20 protein-coding genes and 1 rRNA gene are annotated in these 22,877 nt (G+C 75.8%); 3 read left to right on the top strand and 18 right to left on the bottom strand.

Going from position 1 to position 22,877, the window contains the following annotated elements:
- Nucleotides 1–2 precede the first annotated feature (2 nt).
- The 4 genes from AB1207_RS21440 to xerD all read right to left on the bottom strand — a co-directional run bounded on the left by AB1207_RS21440 (nt 3) and on the right by xerD (nt 6,005).
- Nucleotides 3–773 (bottom strand): SAF domain-containing protein, encoded by a 771-nt coding sequence (locus AB1207_RS21440; RefSeq protein WP_367640608.1) that lies wholly within the window; start codon nt 771–773, stop codon nt 3–5.
- Between the two features lie 148 nt (nt 774–921).
- Entirely contained in the window at nt 922–3,531 is a 2,610-nt protein-coding gene (locus AB1207_RS21435) for an AMP-binding protein (RefSeq protein WP_367640607.1), read from the bottom strand.
- Between the two features lie 198 nt (nt 3,532–3,729).
- The gene (locus AB1207_RS21430; RefSeq protein ID WP_367640757.1) at nt 3,730–4,596 is read right to left on the bottom strand and encodes a ParA family protein; all 867 of its coding nucleotides are present in this window, start codon (nt 4,594–4,596) and stop codon (nt 3,730–3,732) included.
- Between the two features lie 338 nt (nt 4,597–4,934).
- A complete protein-coding gene (xerD, locus tag AB1207_RS21425; protein ID WP_367640606.1) occupies nt 4,935–6,005 on the bottom strand; it encodes a site-specific tyrosine recombinase XerD in 1,071 nt (356 codons plus the stop codon).
- A 115-nt stretch (nt 6,006–6,120) separates the two neighbouring features.
- Here xerD and AB1207_RS21420 point away from each other — a divergent pair, with 115 nt between their 5' ends.
- Together AB1207_RS21420 and AB1207_RS21415 are read left to right on the top strand one after the other, a co-directional pair.
- Nucleotides 6,121–6,666, top strand: a complete 546-nt coding sequence (locus tag AB1207_RS21420) for a PAS domain-containing protein (protein ID WP_367640756.1) — start codon at nt 6,121–6,123, stop codon at nt 6,664–6,666.
- On the top strand, nt 6,663–7,589 hold the full coding sequence (locus AB1207_RS21415; protein ID WP_367640604.1) for a methyl-accepting chemotaxis protein: 927 nt from the start codon (nt 6,663–6,665) through the stop codon (nt 7,587–7,589). The genes AB1207_RS21420 and AB1207_RS21415 overlap by 4 nt, the downstream gene beginning before the upstream one ends.
- Before the next feature lie 12 nt (nt 7,590–7,601).
- Here AB1207_RS21415 and AB1207_RS21410 read toward each other — a convergent pair whose 3' ends face one another.
- The 13 genes from AB1207_RS21410 to AB1207_RS21350 all read right to left on the bottom strand — a co-directional run bounded on the left by AB1207_RS21410 (nt 7,602) and on the right by AB1207_RS21350 (nt 21,357).
- Nucleotides 7,602–8,276: an NUDIX domain-containing protein gene (locus AB1207_RS21410; protein WP_367640603.1), complete on the bottom strand. Its 675-nt coding sequence runs from the start codon at nt 8,274–8,276 to the stop codon at nt 7,602–7,604.
- Complete coding sequence (pyrG, locus tag AB1207_RS21405) at nt 8,273–9,991, bottom strand: CTP synthase (protein ID WP_367640601.1); 1,719 nt, start codon at nt 9,989–9,991, stop codon at nt 8,273–8,275. Before pyrG ends, AB1207_RS21410 begins: the two co-directional genes overlap by 4 nt.
- 60 nt (nt 9,992–10,051) lie before the next feature.
- Complete coding sequence (locus AB1207_RS21400; protein WP_367640600.1) at nt 10,052–11,128, bottom strand: glycosyltransferase family 4 protein; 1,077 nt, start codon at nt 11,126–11,128, stop codon at nt 10,052–10,054.
- A gap of 14 nt (nt 11,129–11,142) precedes the next feature.
- Nucleotides 11,143–12,768, bottom strand: a complete 1,626-nt coding sequence (murJ, locus tag AB1207_RS21395; RefSeq protein WP_367640598.1) for a murein biosynthesis integral membrane protein MurJ — start codon at nt 12,766–12,768, stop codon at nt 11,143–11,145.
- Nucleotides 12,769–12,775: 7 nt separating this feature from the next.
- Nucleotides 12,776–13,630 carry a hypothetical protein gene (locus AB1207_RS21390; RefSeq protein WP_367640597.1) on the bottom strand — a complete coding sequence of 285 codons (855 nt, stop codon included), beginning with the start codon at nt 13,628–13,630 and terminating at the stop codon, nt 12,776–12,778.
- On the bottom strand, nt 13,627–14,604 hold the full coding sequence (locus tag AB1207_RS21385; protein ID WP_367640596.1) for a copper transporter: 978 nt from the start codon (nt 14,602–14,604) through the stop codon (nt 13,627–13,629). Before AB1207_RS21385 ends, AB1207_RS21390 begins: the two co-directional genes overlap by 4 nt.
- A gap of 46 nt (nt 14,605–14,650) precedes the next feature.
- Nucleotides 14,651–15,868 (bottom strand): putative cytokinetic ring protein SteA, encoded by a 1,218-nt coding sequence (steA, locus tag AB1207_RS21380; RefSeq protein WP_367640595.1) that lies wholly within the window; start codon nt 15,866–15,868, stop codon nt 14,651–14,653.
- 13 nt (nt 15,869–15,881) lie between these two features.
- Nucleotides 15,882–17,705: a DNA repair protein RecN gene (gene recN, locus AB1207_RS21375; RefSeq protein ID WP_367640754.1), complete on the bottom strand. Its 1,824-nt coding sequence runs from the start codon at nt 17,703–17,705 to the stop codon at nt 15,882–15,884.
- 8 nt (nt 17,706–17,713) lie between these two features.
- Nucleotides 17,714–18,670: an NAD kinase gene (locus tag AB1207_RS21370; RefSeq protein ID WP_367640594.1), complete on the bottom strand. Its 957-nt coding sequence runs from the start codon at nt 18,668–18,670 to the stop codon at nt 17,714–17,716.
- On the bottom strand, nt 18,667–19,479 hold the full coding sequence (locus tag AB1207_RS21365; protein WP_367640593.1) for a TlyA family RNA methyltransferase: 813 nt from the start codon (nt 19,477–19,479) through the stop codon (nt 18,667–18,669). The genes AB1207_RS21370 and AB1207_RS21365 overlap by 4 nt, the downstream gene beginning before the upstream one ends.
- A gap of 1 nt (nt 19,480) precedes the next feature.
- Nucleotides 19,481–19,702, bottom strand: coding sequence for a hypothetical protein (locus AB1207_RS21360; protein WP_367640592.1), 222 nt, complete (start codon nt 19,700–19,702; stop codon nt 19,481–19,483).
- An 81-nt stretch (nt 19,703–19,783) separates the two neighbouring features.
- A complete protein-coding gene (locus AB1207_RS21355; RefSeq protein WP_367640591.1) occupies nt 19,784–20,944 on the bottom strand; it encodes an HAD-IIA family hydrolase in 1,161 nt (386 codons plus the stop codon).
- On the bottom strand, nt 20,941–21,357 hold the full coding sequence (locus tag AB1207_RS21350) for a tetratricopeptide repeat protein (RefSeq protein WP_367640589.1): 417 nt from the start codon (nt 21,355–21,357) through the stop codon (nt 20,941–20,943). Before AB1207_RS21350 ends, AB1207_RS21355 begins: the two co-directional genes overlap by 4 nt.
- Nucleotides 21,358–21,435: 78 nt before the next feature.
- Between AB1207_RS21350 and AB1207_RS21345 the strand changes: the two genes are divergently transcribed.
- Nucleotides 21,436–22,644 carry a DUF1015 family protein gene (locus AB1207_RS21345; RefSeq protein ID WP_367640588.1) on the top strand — a complete coding sequence of 403 codons (1,209 nt, stop codon included), beginning with the start codon at nt 21,436–21,438 and terminating at the stop codon, nt 22,642–22,644.
- Between the two features lie 112 nt (nt 22,645–22,756).
- On the opposite strand, the gene rrf is transcribed toward AB1207_RS21345, so the two are convergent.
- Nucleotides 22,757–22,873 (bottom strand): 5S ribosomal RNA (rrf, locus tag AB1207_RS21340).
- Between the last annotated feature and the right edge of the window lie 4 nt (nt 22,874–22,877).

The raw sequence follows: 22,877 nt of genomic DNA, 5'->3' as shown, positions 1-22,877 counted from the left end.
GGTCAGCTCCCGGCCAGGTCGACGGTCGGGACGGTCGCGCCGGCGAGCCGGACGAGGGCGACCTGCCCCGCGGCGGCGGCCGCGACCACGGACGCGGCGTCGGCCTCGGGGACCAGGAGGGAGACGTCGCCCGCTCCGGACGCCGTCACGTCGCCGGCCCCGAGCGACGGGCTGTCGGGGGTGCTGCCGCCGACGACACGGGCGGCTTCGAGCAGGACGGTCCCGGCGGGCTGGCCGCTGACCGTCGTGGCCCCGTCGGCGGCGACGAGGTAGGCCCGGACGACGTCACCGGCGACGAGCGGCGCCGTGGGGCGCTGCTCGGGACGCACGACGACGCCGACGACGGCGGACCCCGCGGGCACCGTGCCGCCGGCGAGGAACATCGTCCGGTTGACGAGCGTGTCGGCCGGGATCCGCGTCGTGGCGTGGGTGCCGACGAAGTTCTGCAGCGCGTCGGCCGGGACGACGGCCGCGCCGTCGGCCGCCACGCGGGCGGTGCGCAGGTCCGCAGCCGTGACGAGCTGGCCGGGCGCGATGTCGTCGCGGGCGACCAGGACGTCGACCCGCTCGCCCGTCCGGTGCACCACGACGGCGCTGCCCAGCGCGCCCGCTACGACGAGCACGAGGCCGAGGGCCGTGAGCACCGGCCGGCGCTCCCGGACCGGACCCGGCAGGCGGGGACCGGTCGCGGGGCGGGCCGACGCGATGGCTGCGGGGCCCGCCGGGGCGGCGGGCACCCGGGCGTGCGGGAGCGAGCGGGAGGCGGTGGGCATGTCCTCGACGGTGCCAGCGGCACCTCGGGCGCCGATGACGTTCCGCGAGCGGTTCCGCCGTCCGGAACAGCCCGTTCACCCGGCCGGCGGAACCGGCGGTGACCCGCTGTCCGCGCTTCGGGTGAGGCCCTGCCCGGAACCGGCGAGGTCAGTGCCCGGCGAGTTCCTCCGACGGCGACCGGACCTCGAGCCGCTCGCCGGTCATCTCGCGCGACAACTGCTCGGCGACGGCGTCGACGCGCGGGTCGCGCAGGATCGACATGTGCTCCCCGGGGACCGGGACGATGTCGAAGCTGCCGCTGAGGTGCGGTTCCCACTGCCGGCGCGCGGACGCGTCGACGTCGTCGGCGGCCACGACGACGAGCGTGCGGCCGGGGTAGACGTCCGTCGTGTACCTGCGCTGCAGGAAGTTCCCCTGCCGGAAGAACCGCACGTAGTGCCCGAGGCCCGGGTGCGCCTTGATGCCCGTGAGCGCCAGCGAGAGGGCTTCCTTCGCCTTGGCCTGCAACCCCGGGTACTGCGGCACCGGCACGAGCGCGGGGTTCGGCGGGAAGGAGTCGAGGACCGCGAGGAGTTCGACCTCCTGGCCCGCGCGGCGCAACTGGTGGGCCATCTCGAGGGCGATGAGGCCGCCGAGGGAGTGCCCCGCGAGGCGGTAGGGCCCCTGGGGTTGCTGCTCGCGCACGGTCGCGACGTGCCGGCGCGCCATCCGCTCGACCGACCAGTCCGGCAGGGCCCGGTTCTCCAACCCGTTGGCCTGCAGGCCGAGGACGGGGAACCCGGGCACGAGGCGCTGGGCCAGGGTGCGCAGGGCGAGCGCCGCGCCACCGGCCCCGGCGACGAGGAACAGCGGCCGGCCCTCGCCCTCGGTGCGCAGCGGCACGAGCGTCGGGCGCGCGCTGCGGGTCTGCGACCGCACGGCCACCGCGAAGGAGGCCACGGTCGGTGCGGCCGCCACGATGGACGTGCCACCGGTCGTGTTCACCCCGTCGGCGCCCAGGGACTCGATGCGGCTGACGAGGGCCTCGGCCGCCAGGGAGTCGCCGCCGAGTTCGAAGAAGTCGTCGAAGATCGAGATGCCCTCGAGTTCCAGGACCGCGCAGAACTGCTCGTGGACGACCTCCTCCCAGCTCGAGCGCGGCACCTCGTACGGGGCGCTGCTGCGCGGGGGTTCCGGGAGCTGGGAACGGTCGAGCTTGCCGCGTTCGGTGCGGGGCAGGGCGTCGAGGAACACGACGTGCTCGGGGACCATGTGGGAGGGCAGGTTCTCGCGCACCACCGCGCGCACGGCGGAGGCCTGCGGCCGGGACCCCTCGGGGACGACGTAGGCCACCAGACCCGTGCGACCGGTGCGGGGGTTGGGACGGCCCACGACGAGCGCCTCGCGCACGTCCGGCTGGGCGAACAGCAGCGCGTCGATCTCGCCGGGTTCGACGAGCAGACCGCGGATCTTCACGCTGTGGTCGCTGCGGCCGAGCAGGCGCAGGCAGCCATCCGGACCGAGGGTGCCGACGTCGCTGGTGCGGAACGTGCGGGACCCGTCGGGGTTGTCGGCGAACACCTCGGCCGTCTTCTCCGGGTTCTTCCAGTAACGGCCGCCGAGCCAGCGGGACGTCAGGACGACCCGGCCCGTCCCGGTGTCGGCGAGGGTCCCGTCCTCCAGCTCGACCTGCAGGCGTGCCCCGGGAACGGCCCAGCCCACGGGGGTGGCGCCCTCGGGCGCCTCGTCGTCGCCGCTGATCGCGTACTCGGTCATGAGCCACGTCTCGGTGGAGCCGTAGCGGTTGCGCAGCACGCAGTCCGGGCCGACGGCGCGGCGCACGGCCGACAGCTCGGCGCCGTGCACCGTCTCCCCCGCCATCGTCACGGTCCCCAGGCCCGTCAGGCGGCCCTGCGGCCCCAGCGTCGTGACGACACCGCGCAGGATCGCGGGCGAGGCCAGCAGCACGTCGGCCCCGACCTCGCGCAGGAACGCGGGCAGCTCGGTGACCGACCGGCGGCGGGGGTCGAACAGCTCCAGGCGCGACCCGGCCAGCAGACCCGCCAGCGTCGGGGTCGTGCCGGCGCTGAACGCCATGGGCAGCAGGTGGGCCACGACGCTGCCGGCGGGGTAGGCGCCGGTGGCCTCGGAATTGACCCACGTGTCGTGCAGGATCGAGCGGTGGTCGCAGGCGACGCCCTTGGGCTTCCCCGTCGACCCGGACGTGTAGACGATGACGGCCACGTCGTCGGGCGCGGCCGTGCGCGTCAGCAGGGCCGAGGCGGCCGCGAGGTGGTCCGAGAGGTCTCCGGCCCCCACGTGGGAGTCGGGGTCCACGACGGTCCCCGCGACCTCGGCGGCCGTCGCGCGCCGCTCGGCGTCGCTGACGACGAGCGTCGCGCCGGCGGCGTCGACGTAGTGCCGCAGGCGGACGGCGGGGGTCGTGGGGTCCAGGACCACGACGGGGTGACCGGAGGCGACCACGCCCACGACGGCCGCGACGGCCCCGGCGTCGTGACCGCGCAGGACGGCGACGGGCACCTCCTGGGGATCGCGGTCGTCGGCGCGGTGGTGCGCCAGCACGGCCTCGCGCACGAGGGCGGCCCGCTGCAGCAGCCCGGCCCCGGTGAGCCGGGTGCCCGGGTCGGCCACGACGAACTCGTCGGCGCGCGCCAGCGCGACGTCGACGATGCGCGGCAGCAACTGCCCCTGAGCGTGTTCCTCGGAGAACCTCGTGAACCCAGCGCCCACGACGTCCGTCCCTGCGTGTTCCCCCACGGGTGAGCCCCCTCCCCCGACCGGCCCAGCGGACCGGTCTCGTGGGCGGCACACTAGCCCGTCGCTACCCCGCCGGGCGGCCCTCTGCGGGGGTTCTGCGGAGATCAGGACCGACCGGGGGACAAACTGTCACCGAGCGTTCCGGAGGCTGCACGGGGAGCCATCGGAGGACCCGAAACCCTTACGTTGCGGCAGGTTTCAGGCCGCGTCCCCGCGGGCGACGAGTTCGCGCGCGAGCTGCCGGTAGGCCTCGGCGCCGGGGTGGTTCGCGGCGTAGGACGTGATGGGTTCCGCGGCGACGGTGGCGTCCGGGAACTTGACCGTCCGACCGATCACCGTGTGGAACACGTCGTCACCGAAGGCGTCCACGACCCGGGTCACGACCTCCCGGCTGTGCAGGGTGCGACCGTCGTACATCGTCGCGAGGATCCCGTCGATCTCGAGCGCCGGGTTCAGCCGCTCCTGCACCTTCTCGATCGTCTCCACGAGCAGCGCCACCCCGCGCAGCGCGAAGAACTCGCACTCCAGCGGGATGAGGACCCCGTGCGAGGCAGTGAGGGCGTTGACCGTCAGCAGGCCCAGCGACGGCTGGCAGTCGATGAGCACGACGTCGTAGTCGTTGAGCGCCGGCCGCAGCGCGCGGGCGAGGACGCTCTCGCGCGCCACCTCCCCGACGAGCTGCACCTCGGCGGCGGACAGGTCGATGTTCGCCGGCAGCAGGTCCAGCCCCTCGACCGCGGTCTCGCGGATGACCTCGCGCACGTCCGTTCCGCGCTCCATGAGGAGCTGGTAGACGGTCTTGTCGAGCTCGTGGGGGTTGATGCCCAGCCCGGCCGACAGGGCGCCCTGCGGGTCGAAGTCGACGAGCAGCACCCGGCGCCCGTACTCCGCGAGCGCCGCACCGAGGTTGATGGTGGTCGTCGTCTTGCCGACGCCGCCCTTCTGGTTGCACATCGAGATGACGCGCGCGGGCCCGTGCCGGTCCAGCGGGGCGGGGACGGGGAAGACCGGGACCGGTCGCCCCGTCGGGCCGTTCTGCGGACCGAGCTCGATCTCCTCCTGCACGTTCCGCGGCTCGGGCGCGGTCTCGGCAGGAGCCTGCGCGACAGGAGTCTGCGCCACGGGTTCCTGCGCCACGGGTGCTGCGACCCGTTCGGGAGCGGGTTCCGGGGCGGGCGTGCCGACCGAGGCGACAGGGGCAGCGGGGGTGCTGGGCGTGGGCCGGGCCGTGGGCGGCTGCACCGACTGCTGCACCCGTTCACGGAACGCGTCGACGCCGGGACCGAAGACGGAGGGTCCGGGCACGGGCGGCGTGGTCGGGGCGGACGACGGGAACTCGCTGGTCACGGGACGTGGCACTTCCTCGGGCGGTCGGAGGGACGGGCGGTCGGTCTGGCGCGACCTTAGTCGTCACCGGACGCCGGTGGTGGCGACGGGTCGTGGTCCTCCGGCTGCGCCGCGCTGCCGACGGGGCCCGTGAGCAGCGCGCGGGGGTGCGACTCGGCGTGGACCTCGCGCAGGTTGTCGGCCGTCACGAGCGTGTAGACCTGAGTGGTCGTCACCGACGCGTGCCCCAGCAGCTCCTGCACCACGCGGACGTCGGCGCCGCCGCGCAGGAGGTGCGTCGCGAAGGAGTGGCGCAGCGTGTGCGGCGACACCGCGCGCGTGATGCCGGCCCGGCCGGCCGCGGACTGCAGGACGGCCCAGGCGCTCTGCCGGGACAGCCGACCGCCGCGGGTGTTGAGGAACAGGGCGGGCGCGCCCTTCCCCTGGGCCGCCAGGTGGGGGCGGGCGCGGACCACGTAGCGCTCCAGCGCCGCCTGGGCGAACGAGCCCACCGGCACGATCCGCTCCTTGGACCCCTTGCCGCGCAGGCGGACGACGCCGGTCTCCCCCAGCACCTCGGGCGAGACGTCGTCGACGTCGAGCCCGACGGCCTCGCTGATGCGCGCGCCGCAGCCGTACAGCAGCTCCAGCAGGGCCCGGTCGCGCAGCGGCACGGCGGCCTGCGGTCCGTCGGCGCCGAGGCCGGCGGTCTCCAGGAGCCGCTCGACCTCCTCCAGCGTGAGCGCCGCGGGCAGCCGTCGCGGCGGTGCGGGCGGCCGGACGAGGACCGCGGGGTCGGCGGCGCTGCGGCCCTCGGCGTGCAGGAAGCGGTGCCAGCCGCGCACGGCCGAGGCGGTGCGGGCGGCCGAGCTCGCCGTCAGGGGTGCGCCGCCGTCCTCCCCCGAGCGCAGTGCGACGACGAAGGCGCTGACCGTGGCCTCGTCCACCTCGTCAGGCTCGGTGACGCCGCGGGCGGACAGGAAGCGGACGTACCGGGCCAGGTCCCGGCGGTAGGCGCCGAGGGTGTTCTCCGACAGGCCGCGCTCGACGTGCAGGTGCCCGAGGTAGTCGCGGACCGCACGCTGCAGCGCGGCCGGCTCCGCGCCCGCGGGCGGGACCGGCCGCGGTTCGACGGAGGCGGCGGACACGCCGTCGACCCTAGGGGACCGGGGCCTGCGGACGGTCGGACCCACGCGGAGCAGCGTGCGGACCGCTCGTCACGCTGCGCTCAAGCAGCTGCCCCGTCCGGCCGATGGGAGCACCATGCGCGCTTCTAGAACATCGCCCACGGGCGTCGAGCGGCGGTTCGGTGACGACGAGCTCATCGTCACCAAGACGGACCCGCGGGGTGTCATCACCTACGCCAACGAGGTCTTCCTGCGGGTCTCGGCGCTCACCGAGGCCGAGGTCGTGGGGCAGCCGCACAACATCATCCGGCACCCGGGCATGCCGCGCGGGATCTTCGACCTGCTGTGGGAGACCCTGCGCGGCGGCAGCGAGATGTTCGCCTACGTCGTCAACCTCGCCGCCGACGGCGCCCACTACTGGGTCCTCGCCCACGTCACGCCGAGCGTCGACGCGCAGGGCAAGCTCCTCGGCTACCACTCCAACCGGCGTGTGCCCGACCCGTCGGCCGTGGCCGCCGTGCGCCGCCTCTACGACGACCTGCTGGCCGTCGAGGCGCAGCACTCCCGCCCCGCCGACGCCGTCAAGGCCTCCCGGGCGGCGCTGGCCGCCCAGCTCGCGGCCGCCGGCCAGACCTACGAGGAGTTCGTGTGGTCCCTGACGCCCGAAGGAGCCGCCGCGTGAACCCCCTCCGCCGCCTGCGTCCGGCGCAGCCCCCGCAGCGCGACCACGACGAGGTCCTGCGCGCCCTCGTCGACGTGGCCAGCCGGGCCGCGGCCGGTGACCTCGAGGCGCGCGTCCCGCACCTGGGCGACGACGACCTGCTCGTCGACCTGCGCCGCGCCTTCAACCACCAGCTCGACATGACCGACGCCTTCGTGCGCGACGCGTCCGCGACGCTGGAGGCGGCCAGCGAGGGCCGCTTCCACCGCCGCTTCCTGCTGGGCGGCACCCGGGGCGCGTTCCGGCACGGGGCCCGCGTCATCGACGCCGCCCGCCGGGCGAGCGCCACGGCCGGCGCCGAGCTCGACCAGGCGACCGCGGCGCGGCTCGCACTGGCGGACGAGCTCGAGAGCACGGTGCTGTCGGCCTCGGAGCAGGTCTCCGCGGGCGCCACGAGCGCGGGCTCGGGTGCCGCCGAGCTGGCCCGGACCGCGCGGGACGCCGTCACGGAGGTCCAGCGCGCCGTGGCGACCGTCGAGTCGCTGCGCACCGCCTCGGCCCGCATCGAGGAGGCCGTCCAGCTCATCGAGAAGGTCGCCGCCCAGACCCGGTTGCTCTCGCTCAACGCGACCATCGAGGCCGAACGCGCCGGCGAGGCAGGACGCGGGTTCGCGGTCGTCGCCGAGGAGGTCAAGAGCCTGGCCGAGCAGGCCGCGCAGTCCAACGCCGTCATCGCGGCGCAGGTGGCCGCCAGCATGCAGGCCACCGAGGAGGCCGTCGCCGTCATCGAGGGCGTCGCCCGGCGCATCGAGGGGATGGACGCCGAGGTGGGCGCGATCTCCGACGCCGTCTCCGGGGGCTACGGCTCCGTCGGCCTGTCCGAGGTCGCCGGCCTCCTGCAGCAGCAGGTGACCGGCTTCGTCGCGACGGTCCGGGGTTCCTGACCCGGGAGCTCCTCAGGACGCGGGAGTGCCCAGCCCGGTCGGCCACGGCGTGCCGGCCGGGCGCAGGCTCGCCCAGCCGTCCGCCGCGGCGGCCTGCAGGGCCAGGACCCCGATGACGCTGCCCGGGTTGGCCAGCCGGCCCTCCAGGACGGCCCGGACGGCCTGCGCGAGCGGGACGCGCACGGGCACGAGGTCCTTCTCCTCGTCCTCGCGCACGTGCCGGTCGGCCTCGGGGACCGCGGACAGCCCGCGGGCCAGGTAGATGCGGTTCGCCTCGCTCGACCCGCCCGGGGAGTTGAACCAGTCCGCCACGACGGCCCAGTCGGCGGCGACGAGGTCGGCTTCCTCGGCCAGTTCCCGCTGCGCCGCGAGGAGGGGTTCCTCCCCCGCCACGTCGAGCAGGCCGGCCGGCAGTTCCCACAGCTCCCGGCGGACCGGGTGGCGGTACTGCCGGATGAACAGGACGTTCTCGTCGTCGTCGAGGGCGAGGACGGTCACGGCACCGGGGTGGCGCTGCAGGTCCCGCACGACGGTCCCGCCGTCCGGCAGTTCGACGCGTTCGCGCACGACGTCCCAGACGCGGCCGTGGAACACCGTCTCGCTCTCGGACACCGTCCGCTGCACGGGCGTGTCGGCGAGCTCCGCGCCGTCGACGACGGGGACGCCCAGCTCCTCGGGGAAGCTCACGCGGTCACGTCCGAGAGTTCCTCGCCGGTCACGTCGGCGGGTTCGGGGTCGACGTCGATGAGCTGCCCCTCGCGCTGGCGGCGCAGCGCGGCAGCGACCAGACCCGAGAACAACGGGTGCGACCGCGTGGGACGCGACTTGAACTCCGGGTGCGCCTGGGTGCCGACGTAGTACGGGTGCACGTCGGCGGGCAGCTCGACGAACTCGACGAGTTCGCGGTCCGGGGACGTGCCCGAGAACACCAGGCCCTGTGCCGTCAGCTGCTCGCGGTAGGAGTTGTTGACCTCGTAGCGGTGGCGGTGGCGCTCGGAGATGCGCTCGCTGCCGTAGGTGGCGGCCACGACCGAACCGCTCTGCAGGACGGCCTCGTAGGAGCCCAGGCGCATCGTGCCGCCCATGTCGCCCTCGCCGGACACGATCTCGCGCTGCTCGGCCATCGTGGCGATGACGGGGTGCTGCGCGTCGGGCTCGAACTCCGTGGAACTGGCGTCGGTCAGGCCGGCGACGTTGCGCGCGTACTCGATGACCATGCACTGCAGGCCGAGGCACAGGCCCAGGGTCGGCACACCGTTCTCGCGCGTCCAGCGCAGCGCGCCGAGCTTGCCCTCGATCCCGCGGACCCCGAAACCGCCCGGGACGCAGACCGCGTCGACCCCGTGCAGCTGCTTCTGCGCGCCCTCGGGGGTGGCGCACTCGTCCGAGGGGACCCAGCGGATGTCGACCTTGGCGTCCTCGGCGAAACCGCCGGCGCGCAACGCCTCCGTCACCGACAGGTAGGCGTCGGGCAGGTCGATGTACTTGCCCACCAGGGCGATCTCGACGCGACGGCGGGGGTTGTGCACGCGGCGCAGCAGGTCGTCCCACGTGGACCAGTCGACGTCGCGGAAGCTGAGGTTCAGCTTGCGGACGAGGTAGGCGTCCAGGCCCTCGCGGTGCAGGACCTTGGGGATGTCGTAGATCGACGGGGCGTCGATCGCGGCGACCACGGCCTCGTCGTCGACGTCGCACATCGAGGCGATCTTGCGCTTGACGCTCTCGGGGATCTCCCGGTCGGCCCGGCAGACGATGGCGTCGGGCTGGATGCCGATGTTGCGCAGCTGGGCCACTGAGTGCTGCGTCGGCTTCGTCTTCAGCTCACCGCTGGGGCCGATGTAAGGCACGAGGGAGACGTGGACGAAGAACACGTTGTCGCGCCCGAGGCGCTGGCGCACCTGGCGGGCGGCCTCGAGGAACGGCAGCGACTCGATGTCGCCGACGGTGCCGCCGACCTCGGTGATGATGACGTCGATGTCGTCGCGGGCCTGCGCGCGCATCCGGTCGACGATCTCGTTGGTGATGTGCGGGATGACCTGGACGGTGTCGCCGAGGTACTCCCCGCGCCGCTCCTTGGCGATGACCGCCGAGTACACCTGACCGGTCGTGACGTTCGCCGAGGCGTCGAAGCGGACGTCGAGGAACCGCTCGTAGTGGCCGATGTCGAGGTCGGTCTCGGCGCCGTCGTCGGTGACGAACACCTCCCCGTGCTGGAACGGGTTCATCGTCCCGGGGTCGACGTTGAGGTACGGGTCGAGCTTCTGCATGGCCACGCGGAGACCGCGGGCGCGGAGCAGACGACCGAGGCTGGAGGCCGTCAAACCCTTCCCGAGGGAGCTGGCCACCCCCCCGGTGACGAAGACGTGCTGGGTCTGGGACTCGGGGGTGCTGCGGTTCGCCACGGGGTTCGATCGTACCGGACGCGGCGGGGGTCCGGGATGGGCGGGCCCGAGCGGGTCCCCTCAGCCGCGGGCGGCGCGGTGGACCCGTCGGACCTGCGCGACCGCGTCGTCCTCCGTCGGCAGTTCCGCCGCCCGCTGCCGCGACCGCCGCGCCCGGACGGCGTGCTCGGTGCGGTCCTGGACGAGGCGGCGCACGGCGGCCGCGAGCCCCGCCGCGTCCCCGACGGGGACGAGCACGGCGGCGTCGCCGGTGACCTCGCGGGTCCCGCCCGCGTCGGTGGCCACGAGCGGCACCCCGGCCCGCAGGGCCTCCTGCACGAAGACGGGCTGTCCCTCCCACACGCTCGTGCTGAGGGCGACGTCGGCGGCGGCGAGCAGGTCCGCGACGTCGTCGCGGCGGCCCAGCAGCCGCACCGGCAGGCCCTCGGACCGGATCCGGGCCTCCAGCCGCGCACGCAGCGGCCCGTCCCCCGCGACGGCCACGGGGGCCCCCGCACCCGCTGCGGCGTCCAGCAGGGTGGGCAGTCCCTTCTGGTCGGCCAGCCGGGCCACCGCCAGGACGACCGGCCCGGGTCCGAGGACGTCGCGGCCTCGGGCCGCGTCCCCGGGGGGCAGCGCCGGGGCGGGCACGAGCGCGCGGTCGGCGACGTCCGCCCCGAGGCGGTGGGCCTGGGCGACGAGGTCGGCCGAGACCCCGAGCACGACGTGGGCCCGGCGACACACGACGCCGAGGACGGCCGTGCCCAGTCGGGCCCGCACACCCGAGCCCAGGACGGCGTTGTGCAGGGTGACGACCAGGGGGACCCGTCGACGGGTGCCGCCCAGCGCGAGGGCGGCGACGAACCCGGCCCGGACGCCGTGCGCGTGCACGAGGACGCCCGGGAGGTGGCCGACGGCCCGCCGCAGGGCGGCGGCGGCCCGCAGGTCGCGGACGGGGTCGAGGGAGGCCCCGATCTCCACCGCCGCGGTGGGCACGGGGGCGGCCAGGCGCGCCAGCGTCTCGGCCGGGCCGGCCACCCGGACGTCGACGCCGCCCGCGTGCAGCCGGGCGGCCAACGCGTCCACGTGGCGGACGACTCCCCCGGCGCTGCTGCCGAGCACGAACAGGACCGGGCCCTCGGGCGCCGCAGGGGTCACGTCTCCTCCTCGGGTCACCGGCGCAGGACACGCCGGGCGGTGCCGGTCAGCGTGCGCAGGTCGGCGGGGTCCGCCAGGCGCGCCACGACCAGCCAGACGACGGCGGCGACGGCCGCCAGCAGGACACCCTGCCCGACGGCGGGCCCCACGTGCGTCGTGCGCCACGCCACCGCGACGAGGGCGCCCGCCGCACCGCCCACGACCCCCGCCACGACGGCCGCCACCACGACGCGGGCCAGCCCGCCCAGGGTGCCGGGGACCTGCCGGTGCACCTGGCGCAGCAGGAGGGCCCCGGCCACCGTGAGGCCCGCCGTGTGGGCGAGGGCGAGCGCCGAGACCACGTCGTCGGCCGCCACCGCGCGCGGCAGCAGCAGGACGCCGGCCAGGACCACGGCCCAGCCGGCGACGGTCGCGGTCGCGGCGCTGCGCCCCGCGCCCAGCGTGTAGAGCGCCCGCGTGAGCAGCGCCACGAGGCCGTAGCCGAGCAGGCCGGGGGCGAACAGGACCAGCGCCAGGCCCAGGTCGCCCGAGCGACCCGACCCCACCCGACCGTGGACGAAGACGACGGCCACCGGCACGGCGACGGCCGCGAGCACGGCCGCACCGAGGGAGCTCACGAGCAGGACCGCCCGCACGGCCGGGGCCAGGACGTCGGCGAGGTCGGCCCGGCCGGCGTCCGCGGCCCGCGCGAGCCGGGGGAAGACGGCCGTCGCCACGGGGACCGCCAGCACGGCGTACGGCAGCAGGAACAGCGCCCAGGCGTAGCTCCAGCGGACGACCGCTCCGGCCGAGGCGTCGTTGGAGACCGTCGTGACCGCGACGGTGACCACCTGCTGGGCCAGGAGCACGGCGAGCCCGGACAGGGCCAGCGTCCGCAGGCGCGCCCCGTCGCCGGGGGCCGGACGCAGGGCCGGCCGCCACCGCACCGGCCCGCGCAGCGCGGGCAGGTGGGTCAGCGCCAGGGCGACCACGCCGAGCGTCGTGCCCCCGGCCAGGACGGCGATCCCCGACCGCGGGACGTCGGCCACGTCGCCCCCGACGACGGCGGCCGGGACGAGGGCGCCGAAGAGCAGGTACGTCGCCCCGACGACGAGGCTGGACACCAGCGGCGCGGCCGACGGCGCCGTGAACCGCTGCTGGGCCTGCAGGACGCCGGCGAAGACGACGGCGACCGCGTACAGCGGGACCTGGGGCAGGAAGACCCACAGCATGACCGTGGCCAGCCGCAGCAGCGACCCGCCGCACTGGGCGTCCGAGCCGTCCGCCAGCAGCAGCGCCATGACCGGCCGGGCCGCGAGCGCGGTGATCCCCCCGACGACGACGAGCGCCAGCACGCTGAGGGTCAGGGCGGCGGACGCCGTGCGCGAGGCGGCGGCCCGCTCGGCGGGGTCGTCGGAGGCGAGCCGCGAGGACAGCAGGGGCACCAGCACCCCGGCGAGGGCGCCCCCGGCGACGACCTCGAAGAGGACGTTCGGGACCTGGTTGGCCGTCGTGTACGCCGTGCTGAGGCAGTTGTCGCCGACGGTCTGGCTGAAGGCGAAGATGCGGCCGAACCCCGCGACGCGGGCGAGGACCGTCAGCAGGGCGACCGAGGCGGCCGCAGCCGCGACGGACCGGGCGCCCGTCCGGCGGGGGGTCACCCGCGGCTCACGGACGGCCGAGCCGGTCCAGCTCGCGCAGCAGCGGCTGCGCCTCGATGAGCCGGCTGAAGCTCACCTTCTCGGACGCCAGCGTGAGCCCCACGACGGCGCCCAGGGCCACCGCCCGGCCCGTCCGGTCCCAGCGGGCGAGTGCGGCGACGCCCAGCACGGCGCCGAGCGCGTTCGCGCCGGTGTCCCCGAGCATGCTGCGCCCGGCCAGGTCGTCACGCAGGACGGCGGCGCAGGCACCCGTGACCGCGCCGGCGAGCGGGCGGGCGTGCGCCGCCCCCGGACCGGCGGTCAGGGACAGCCCCGCCACGGAGGCGACCTTCGCGGCCCGGCCGGGTCGCAGGTCGAAGAGGTTGACGAGGTTGGCCGTCCCGGCGACGAGCGCGCCGCCGAGCAGGACGTCGAGCGCGCGGCCCGGTCCGCGTCCGGTCCCGTGCGCGCGGTCGGCGACGGCGGCGGCCGCCAGCCCGGTGGCCCCGATGCCGAGGACCTTCCACGCGCCCGTCGTGAGCCGGCCGCGCCGCAGCGCCGCGAGGTGGCCGAGCAGCCCGCGCGCGCCGCCGGAACGGTCGTCCGGGCGCTCGGCGAGGTCGTCGTAGGCGCCCAGACCCGCGGCCCCGGCGGCGGCGAGCACCCCGGCGGCGCGCCAGCCGGGACGGGCGGCCAGGCAGCCCGCGGCGACGGCGAGGGCGGCGGTGGGCCCTTCCAGGAGGGTCAGCGGACGCCCGGCGTGGTTGGTCCGCTCCCAGCGGGCGGTGCCACCGGGAGGGTTGCGGCGCAGCAGGTCCCCGGCGCGAGCCCCGGCCGTGGCGGCCCCGCCGACGGCGGCCGCCGTCCGCAGCAGGGCCGTCACGACGTGCTCGCCGCGGGCAGCGGTGGGCTGACCTCCGTCGCGGAGTCGGCCGTGCCGTACTGCCCGGCACCCCCGGTGAGCTGCTGGCGCAGGGCGAGCACGACGTTGATGCGGCCGATCGGCGAGTCCAGGTCGTCCACGCTGCTGACCGCGCGGGCGAGGTCGTTGTCCGAGCGCAGGACCGCGACGGGACCGCCGTCGGCCGCGGCGTCCGGCGAGCCGGCGAGGACCGCCCCGGCGCTGGCCCCGTCCAGCTCGCTCAGCAGGGCCGTCCAGGCGGCCGCGGTGGACCGGCGCACGGCGTCGGTGGCGTCGGGGTCGCTCGCCCCCCCGACGACGAGGGCGAGCGTCGCGCGCGTGGGAGCCGTGCCCGTCCCACCCTGGACGTCGACGAGTCCGGCGTCGGACAGGGTGGTCAGCACCGTGCGGGCGCCGTCGTCGGGGCCCTCGGCCTGCGCCAGCTCCGTCGTCACGAGGGCACGCGCGAGCTCGGCGGCGAGCAGGTCCTCCGTGCCGGCGTCGGTGGTCGGGGCCGTCGTGAGCTGCCCGGTGAGCGAGGTGGCGGCCTTCTGCCGGTCGGCGGTCGCGGTCTGGCTGGCGTCGAACCACTTGTCCTGCAGGGTGACCTGCGAGGAGACCGTCGCCCCGGCCGCCTGCAGCTCCTCGACGGTCGCGTCGACCTGGCTGGAGTCGGCGCCGGGGAGCTCGACGACGGCCACGCTGCGGCCACCGAGCTGGCGCGCGACCAGGGCCGGCCCGACGGCCTCGGCCCAGGCGTCCTGCTGGTCGGCCGTCGCCAGCGCCTGGTCCCGTTCGGTGCGCAGGGTGTTCTTCTCGGTGGTCAGCTGGCGCACCTGGTCGGTGATGCCGGTCGAGATGCCCTCGTTGAGCGGCCCGGCGCCCAGCACGATGCCCACGGCGAGCGCCAGGAACACCGACACCAGCGAGACGACGTGGTACCGGAAGTCGATCACTGCTCATCCTGTCGTTCGGCGGTGCGGGCGGGGACGGCGGTGACCCTCACGGCCCCTCACCGGGCAGGACGCCCACGACGGCTGCCCAGGCGTCCTCCAGCCGCGCCCCCGTCACCGCGAGGATCGCCTGACCCGTCGGCGTCACGAGCAGGGCGGCCACGAGGGCGAGCACGCCCGCGAGGACGAGGACGAGGACCTGCACGTCGGAGACGCGCGAGCGGTACAGGCGCGAGACGCCCTTGGCGTCGACGAGCTTGCCGCCGACCCGCAGTCGGGTGAGGAACGTGCTGGCCATGCCGGCGCGCCCCTTGTCGAGGAACTCCACGAGCGTGACGTGGGTGCCGACGGCCGCGATGAGCGTGGCGCCCTTGTCGTCGGCGAGGAGCATCGCGACGTCCTCGCTCGTCCCCGTGGCGGGGAAGACGACCGCGTCGATCCCCAGGGACCGGACGCGCTCGAGCCCGGGGGCCCGGCCGTCGCGGTAGGCGTGCACGACGATCTCGGCGCCGCTGCGCAGGGCCGAGTCCGAGACGGAGTCCATGTCCCCGACGATGAGGTCCGGTCGCCAGCCGGCCTCGAGGATCGCGTCCGCGCCGCCGTCGACGCCGATGAGGACGGGTTTGTACTCGCGCACGTACGGGCGCAGCGTGACGAGGTCCTCCTTGTAGTGGTACCCGCGGACCACGATGAGGACGTGCCGGCCGTCGAGGTCGGTGCGGATGTCGGGGACGCCGACACCGTCGAGCAGCAGTTCCCGCTCGCGGCGCAGGTACTCCATCGTGTTGGCCGCGAACGCCTCCAGCTGCAGGGAAAGACCGGCGCGGGCGACCTCCATGTCCGCCGCGACGACGTCCGCGCTGAGCCTGCGGCCCGTGGCCACGTCGGCGCCGTCGACCTGGAGGCGGTCGCCGACGAGGGTGGCCGTCGTGCCCTCGGACAGTTCCGCCATGAGCTCGGTGCCGACGTCGTCGAGGACGGGGATGCCCGCGTCGACGAGGATCCCAGGGCCGAGGTTGGGGTAGCGCCCCGAGGTGCTGCGGGAGGCGTTGACGACGGCGGCCGGCGCGCACGCCACCAGGGCCTCGGCCGACACCCGGTCGAGGTCGAGGTGGTCGATGACGGCGATGTCGCCCGGCTTCAGGCGTTTCGTCAGCCGCTTGGTGCGCCGGTCGACCCGGACCGTCCCGCGGACGACGTCCGTGTCGAGGGGCCCGCCGGCGGATCCGTGCGCGCTGACGCCACGGTCACGTCGACGCCTCACCACTCGTCCGCTCTCCTCAGCTCCTCGACGTCCGCGCCCCGCCGGTGCCCGGGGCGGACGACGATCGTCCCACGCGGGGGGCACCGCCCCGTGCCGCACGCGCCGTCCGGGTCCGTCCTGCGCGAGGCGTCGACGGTTCCGCCACGGCCTCCGCGCGACTGGACCGCAGCAGCTCCTCGGCGTGCGCACGCTCGGTCCCCGACCCGCGACCGGACAGCATCCGGGCCAGCTCCCCGACGCGGCCCTCGTCGTCGAGGCGGACGACGCCGGACTCGGTGACGCTGCCGTCGTCGGTCTTGACGACGGTCAGGTGGGAGTCGGCGAAGGCCGCGACCTGGGCGAGGTGGGTCACGACGACGACCTGGGTGCTGCGGGCGAGCCGGGCCAGCCGGCGCCCGATCTCCACGGCCGCCCGACCGCCCACGCCCGCGTCGACCTCGTCGAACACCATGGTGGGCACGGGATCGGCGCCCGCCAGGACCACCTCGAGGGCCAGCATCACGCGCGACAGCTCACCGCCGGAGGCCCCCCGGGCCAGCGGGCGGGGAGCGGCACCGGAGTGCGCGGCCAGCAGGAGCTCCACGCTGTCGCACCCCCAGGGCCCCAGCTCGTGGCCGGTGTGGACCGCCACCTCGAGCCGCGCGCTGGGCATCGCCAGCGCCGCCAGCTCCGCGGCGACGCGGTCCTGCAGGTCGGCGGCCGCCGTGCGGCGGGCGGCCGTCAGGCGGCCGGCGAGCCGGCGCAGCTCGTCCTCCAGCTCGTCGCGCTCCTTGGCCAGGGTCTCCAGCCGGCCGTCGTCGTCGAGGTCGAGCAGCCGCTCGGAGGCCCGCTGGGCCCAGGCGAGCACCCCCGCGACACCGGCGTCCGGGTCGTCGGCGTGCCGGCGCACGAGGGCGGAGAGCTGAGCCCGGCGTTCCTGGACGGTCTGCAACCGGAGCGGGTCCGCCTCGAGGGAGTCCGCGTACGCCGCCACGTCGCTGCCGAGGTCGGCGAGGAGGTAGGACACCTCGGCGGCGCGGGCGGCCAGGGCCGCCAAGGTCGCGTCGTGCTCCCCCGCCTGCTCCAGCGCGCGTCGGGCCGCGTCGACGCGGGTGTCCGCGCCGCCCTCGCCCACGACGTCCTCCCCCGCACCCTGCCCGGTGATCGCCGCGTGGGCGGTCGCCGCCGCCGTCCGCAGCACCTCGACGTGGGCGAGCCGCTCGGACTCCTCGCGCAGTGCGGTGTCCTCGCCGGGCTGGGGGTCCACGCGTTCGACCTCGTCCAGGCCCAGCCGGAGCAGCTCGGCCTCGCGGGCGCGTTCGGCTTCGTGGCCGGCCACGTGGTCGTGCTCGGCGCTGACGGCCCGCCAGCGCGTGTGGACGCGCTGGTAGGCGGCGAGGTCCTCGGCGACGACCGGACCGGCGAACGCGTCGAGCACGCGCAGCTGCTGCGCCCCCGACCGCAGCCGCAGCTGGTCGGTCTGCCCGTGCACCGCGATGAGGTGCTCGGAGATCTCCGCGAGCACCCCGACGGGGGCGCTGCGGCCCCCGACGTGGGCCCGGCTGCGCCCGCCCGCGGACAGCGTCCGCGCGAGCAGCAGCTCCCCCTGGTCCAGCTCCCCGCCGGCCTCCCGGGTGCGGGCGGCGACCGCACCGTCCTCGGCCACCTGCAGCCGGCCCTCGACGACGGCGCTCTCGTCGCCCGCGCGCACCGCCCCGGCGTCGGCGCGCTCACCCATGAGCAGCCCGAGGCCGGTGACGACCATCGTCTTGCCGGCGCCCGTCTCCCCCGTGATGACGGTCAGCCCTGGCCCCAGCGGCAGCCGGGCGTCGCGGATGACGCCGAGGGAGCGGATGTGCATCTCCTCGATCACGATCGAGCCCCTCCCGCGTCGCGCGGTCCCCGCCAGCCGGTCACGGGCAGGCCGAACTTGGCGACGAGCCGGTCGGTGAAGATCCCCGTGCTGAGCCGGGCCAGCCGGACCGTCTGCGGGGAACGGCGGACCTCGACCCGGGACCCCGCGGGCGCCGCGAAGGTCCGGCGGCCGTCGCACCACAGGACGCCGCCGTCACCGGTGCCGGGCAGCACCTCGACGCCCACGACCGACGTGGGGGCGATGACGAGCGGGCGCGCGAAGAGCGCGTGGGCGCTGATGGGCACGACGAGCAGAGCCTCGACCTCGGGCCACACGACGGGGCCGCCCGCGGAGAACGCGTACGCCGTCGACCCCGTCGGCGTGGCGGCGATGACGCCGTCCCCGCCGAAGCTGCTGAGCGGCCGGCCGTCGACGTCGACGACGAGCTCGAGCATGCGCTCGCGGTTGGCCTTCTCGACCGACACCTCGTTGACGGCCCACGAGGACGCGAGGACGACGCCGTCGTGGACGACCCGGACGTCGAGCGTCATGCGCTCCTCGACCCGGTAGTCCCCCGCGGCGACGCGGGCGACCGTCCCGACGATCTCCTCGCGCTCGGCCTCGGCGAGGAAGCCGACGTGCCCGAGGTTCACGCCCAGCAGCGGGGTGTCACCCCCGCGGACGATCTCGGCGGCGCGCAGGATCGTGCCGTCGCCGCCGAGGACGATGACGAGCTCGGCGGTGTCGACGGCCCCCTCCAGCTCGCACTGGACGACGCGGTCCCGGTCCTCCCTGCTCAGGGCCGACGCCTCGTCGGGGGTCATGACGGTCTGGATGCCCGCCTCCGCGAAGCGGTGCACCACCTTCGTCAGCGCCGCCACGGCCTCCGGGCGCCCCGTGTGCGCGAGGACGAGGACGCTGCGGCCGGACTGCGGGACGACGCACCCGGCGGGTGCCTGGCCGGCGCTCACGCGAGCCCCGCCTGCGGCCCGGCCGCGATGGCCTCCGTCAGCGCCCGCTCCTCCAGGGCCGGGGCACCGGCGGCGAGGTGGAGGAAGTACTCCACGTTGCCGCTGGGACCGGGCAGCGGGCTGGCCGCGACACCGCGCACCCCCAGGCCCTCGGCGAGGGCCGCCGCGGCGACGTGGCGGACGGCGTCGGCGCGCAGGTCGGCGCTGCGGACGACGCCGCCGGCGCCGAGCGCTTCGCGCCCGACCTCGAACTGGGGTTTGACCATGAGGACGTGCTCCGCGCCGGGGGTGACGCACCGGACGAGCGCCGGCAGCACCAGGGTGAGGGAGATGAACGAGAGGTCGGCGACCACGAGGGAGGGGGCCGGCGCCACGACGTCGGGCTCCAACGTCCGGACGTTGGTGCGCTCCAGGACGGTCACGCGCTCGTCCGTGCGCAGCGACCAGGCGATCTGCCCGTACCCCACGTCCACCGCGACGACGTGACCGGCACCGCGCCGCAGCAGGACGTCGGTGAAGCCCCCGGTGCTGGCGCCGGCGTCGAGGCAGCGGCGCCCCGTGACGTCGACGCCGAACGCGTCGAGCGCGCCCACGAGCTTGTGCGCCCCGCGCGAGACGTACTCCTCACCCTCACCCGCGTCCTCGACGACGATGGCGGCCGCGAGGTCGACCTGCGTGGCGGGTTTGGCGGCGGTGGCCCCGCCGACGCGGACGCGACCGGCGCTCACGAGCTCACCGGCGTGCTCCCGGGACCGGGCCAGCCCCCGGCGGACCAGCTCGGCGTCGAGCCGCAGCCTGCGAGCCGCCACGTCAGGACTCCGCGCCGGCCAGTCGTTCCCGCAGGGCGCGGTCGACGGCGGCGTAGACCTCGACGTGGTCGTGGACGCCGAGCGCGTCCAGACCCTCGAGGCGGTCGAGGACGTCCTGCAGGGCGCGGTCCTGCTCCGGCGAGGGGTCGGCCTGGGAACGGGGCGGGCCGGGCACCCGCGGAGGAGTGGGGACGGGGGTCCTCGGGCCCGCGGGTTCAGTCACGGGCGTCACGCTACAAGCCACCCCGGACATCGCCCGACAGGCTGTCCACACCCGCGTGTTCGACGCCGTGTTCGAGCGTCCTCAGCCCGTGTGGACCGCTCGCGCACCGTCCGACGACGGCTCCGCGACCGTGGCGGCGACCGCGTCGACGGCCGCCTCGAGCGCCTCCCCCGCGAGGCCGTCCGCCAGGTCCGCGAAGGCCCAGCAGGCCTCCGCGGCCGCGCGCAGGACGTCGAGCCCGTCCGCCCCGGCCGCCGCCGAGACCACCGCGAGCCGGCCCGTGGCCACCTCGACGACCGCGTCCCGGCACGTCGCCGTGACCGTCCCGCTCGCCCTGCGCACCGCGACGCCCGGGTGCGGATGCGTCAGCGACCGCAGGTCGTGCCCGACGTGCGTGGGTCGTTCGTGCGCCGCCGCGCTCAGCAGCTCCCGGACGCCGGTGACTCCCGTCAGGACGAGCAGTCCGTCCAGGCCCGCCGTCCGCGCGCCCTGCAGGTCGGTGTCCAGGCGGTCGCCGACGACGAGCGCACTCCGCGCGCCGAGACGGTTCACCGCGGCGTCGAACAGCGCGCGCTCCGGCTTGCCGCACACGACGTCCGGAGCCCGACCCGCGGCCCGCGCGACGAGGTCGACGAGCAGCCCGTTGCCGGGAGCGGGGCCGCCGGGCGTCGGGACGGTGGCGTCGAGGTTGGTGGCGACCCACGGCAGCCCGGACCGGACCGCGTGCGTGGCCTCGGCGAGCTGCTGCCAGCCGAGGTCCGGGGAGAACCCCTGGACGACGGCGACGGCTTCGCGGCGGTCGTCCGTGGGCCGCAGGCCGACGTCCGTCAGCGCCTCGCGCAGACCTGTCGTGCCGACGAGGAGGACGGCCGACCCCGCCGGGAACTCGCGCGCGAGGTGGTCCGCCGCGGCCTGCGCCGAGTTGACGACGTCCTCGTCCGTCGCCGGGACGCCCAGGTCGCGCAGGTGGGCGGCCACCGTGGCCGGCGGCCGCGAGGCGTTGTTGGTGATGAAGCCGAGCCGGTGCCCGCTCTCGGCCGCCGCCGAGAGCGCCTCGGGCGCGTGCGGGACGGCGTCGGGCCCCACGTAGACGACGCCGTCGAGGTCGAGCAGGAGGACGTCGTGGTCATCCAGCAGCGTCCCGGTCGTGGCGAGGAGGGCGGTCGCCACGTGGGCGGGCACGTGGGTGGGCACGTGGGTGGGCACGTGGGTGGGCTCGTGGGTGGGCTCGGGGGTGCTCACGGGTTCTCCGGGCTCTGCCGCGCCCGGATCGTGGCGCGGACCTGTCGCAGGCGGTCGGCGTACTCCGGTCGGTCCGGGCGCATGGCGTGGGCCATGGCCAGGTGCTCGGCTGCCAGCCCGAACCGTCCGAGTCGGCTGAGGCTCAGCCCCAGACCGAAGTGAGCGTAGTCGTCCGCGGGCCGGGCGGCGGCGAGGTCCCGGAACGCCTCCGCCGCTCCCGGGATGTCGCCGGAGTCGTACCGGGCCCGCGCCAGCGCCTCGAGCACGACCGTGGACCCCGGCTCCTCGGCGTGCGCCCGCGCGAGCAGGGTCGCCGCAGCGGCCGCCTCGCCGGCGGACAGGAGTGCCAGGCCGCGGTGCAGCCACTCGTAGGGTCCGCCGGACGGTCGGCCGGTCGGTTCCGGGCCGGGCACGGGACCTCCTCTGGGATCGGTGACGGGGTCCGCCGAGCCGTCGAGGCGGCGGACGTCCCCGACCGTAGGATGCGACGGGTGGACTCGGCACGCACGGGGGCGCGCGCCCCGGCGGGCGGGTGGCCGACCCCGACGACCTTCGACGTGCACGGTGACGACCACCGCGACGCGTCGGGGACTCCGCTGCTACGGCCCTTCCCGGGGCTGCGCTACGTCCCCGACGTCGCCGGCCCCCTGGACCGCCTGCTCGCCCCTCCCCACACCGAACTGGACAAGACCCGGCGGGCCGCCTTCCTGGCGTCCTCCCCCTACGTGGTCACCCACCTCGAGCGACCGGAGTACGGCGGCTCGACCTCGCCCCTCGTCCTGGACTGGCTGAACCGGGGAGTCCTCCTGCAGGACCCGGCCTCCTTCTACGTGGTGCGGCAGCCGGGGGTGTCCTCAGGAGCGCGGCACTTCCTCCTCGGCACGCTGACGGTGACCCGGGACGACCCGCGGGTGCACCCGCACGAAGGCGTCTTCGAGCAGGCCGTCGTGGCCCGGTTGCAGCGCCTGGAAGCCACCATGGTCGACTCCGAACCCGTCCTGGTCGTGGACAGCGACCCGTGGCCCGTGCCGTGGACGGACCCCGCGCCCCTGGGGCACCACGTCCTGGGCGCGGGTGGCGTCGACGTCTGGCGGATCCGCGACCCCCAGGTCGTGGAGGCCCTGGCTGAGGCGTCCCGCACCCACCGGTTCCTCATCGCCGACGGGCACCACCGGTACGCCGCCGCCGTGCTGGCCGCCCACCGCAGCGGGCGGCCCCAGGACCTGCTCGTCGCCGTCGCCGCGGAGTCCGCCGAACCGGTGGACCTCCGTGCGCTGCACCGCATCGTGCCCGCCCGGGCAGCCCAGTCGGTGCTCGACGCCGCGACGAGGAGACGCCGTCTCGTCGGCGATCACTCGGTGCTCGCACGGGTGCAGGCATCGTTGGGGGCTGATCAGGCCGTCGTCGTCCAGTCGTCGGGGGCGGAGGTGGTGGAGGGGCCACCGGCCGACGGCGCGTCCGGGGCCGGCGCCTTCGTGGACGCCGCCATCCGCGCGGGCGGGACCCCGAACGACCTCGTGCAGTACCAGGGCGACCTCGACGTCGTCCTCGACGCGGTCGGTGGACACGCTGCCGTTCTCCTGCCGCACCCCACCGTCAGGCGCCTCAACCGCCTCGTGCAGGCGGGGGGTCTCATGGGACGGAAGACGACGTGGTTCCGCCCCAAGCCCCTGGCCGGGACCGTGCTGCGCCTGCGCTGACCTAGCCCACTGTCGGGGCTCACTGCGCACAGCGCCCACAACGCAGAAGAGGGGAGCAGCACCGCCACAGCGGTGCCACTCCCCTCAACCAACCTCACTGCAAAGAGTGAGTGGCCGGCGGTGACCTACTCTCCCACCCAGTCTCCCGAGCAGTACCATCGGCGCTGGTGGGCTTAGCTTCCGGGTTCGGAATGAGACCGGGCGTTTCCCCACCGCTATGACCACCGGACCAC

It is taken from the genome of Kineococcus endophyticus (assembly GCF_040796495.1).
Classification (GTDB): domain Bacteria; phylum Actinomycetota; class Actinomycetes; order Actinomycetales; family Kineococcaceae; genus Kineococcus; species Kineococcus endophyticus.
This window is presented reverse-complemented; position numbering and strand designations above follow the sequence as displayed.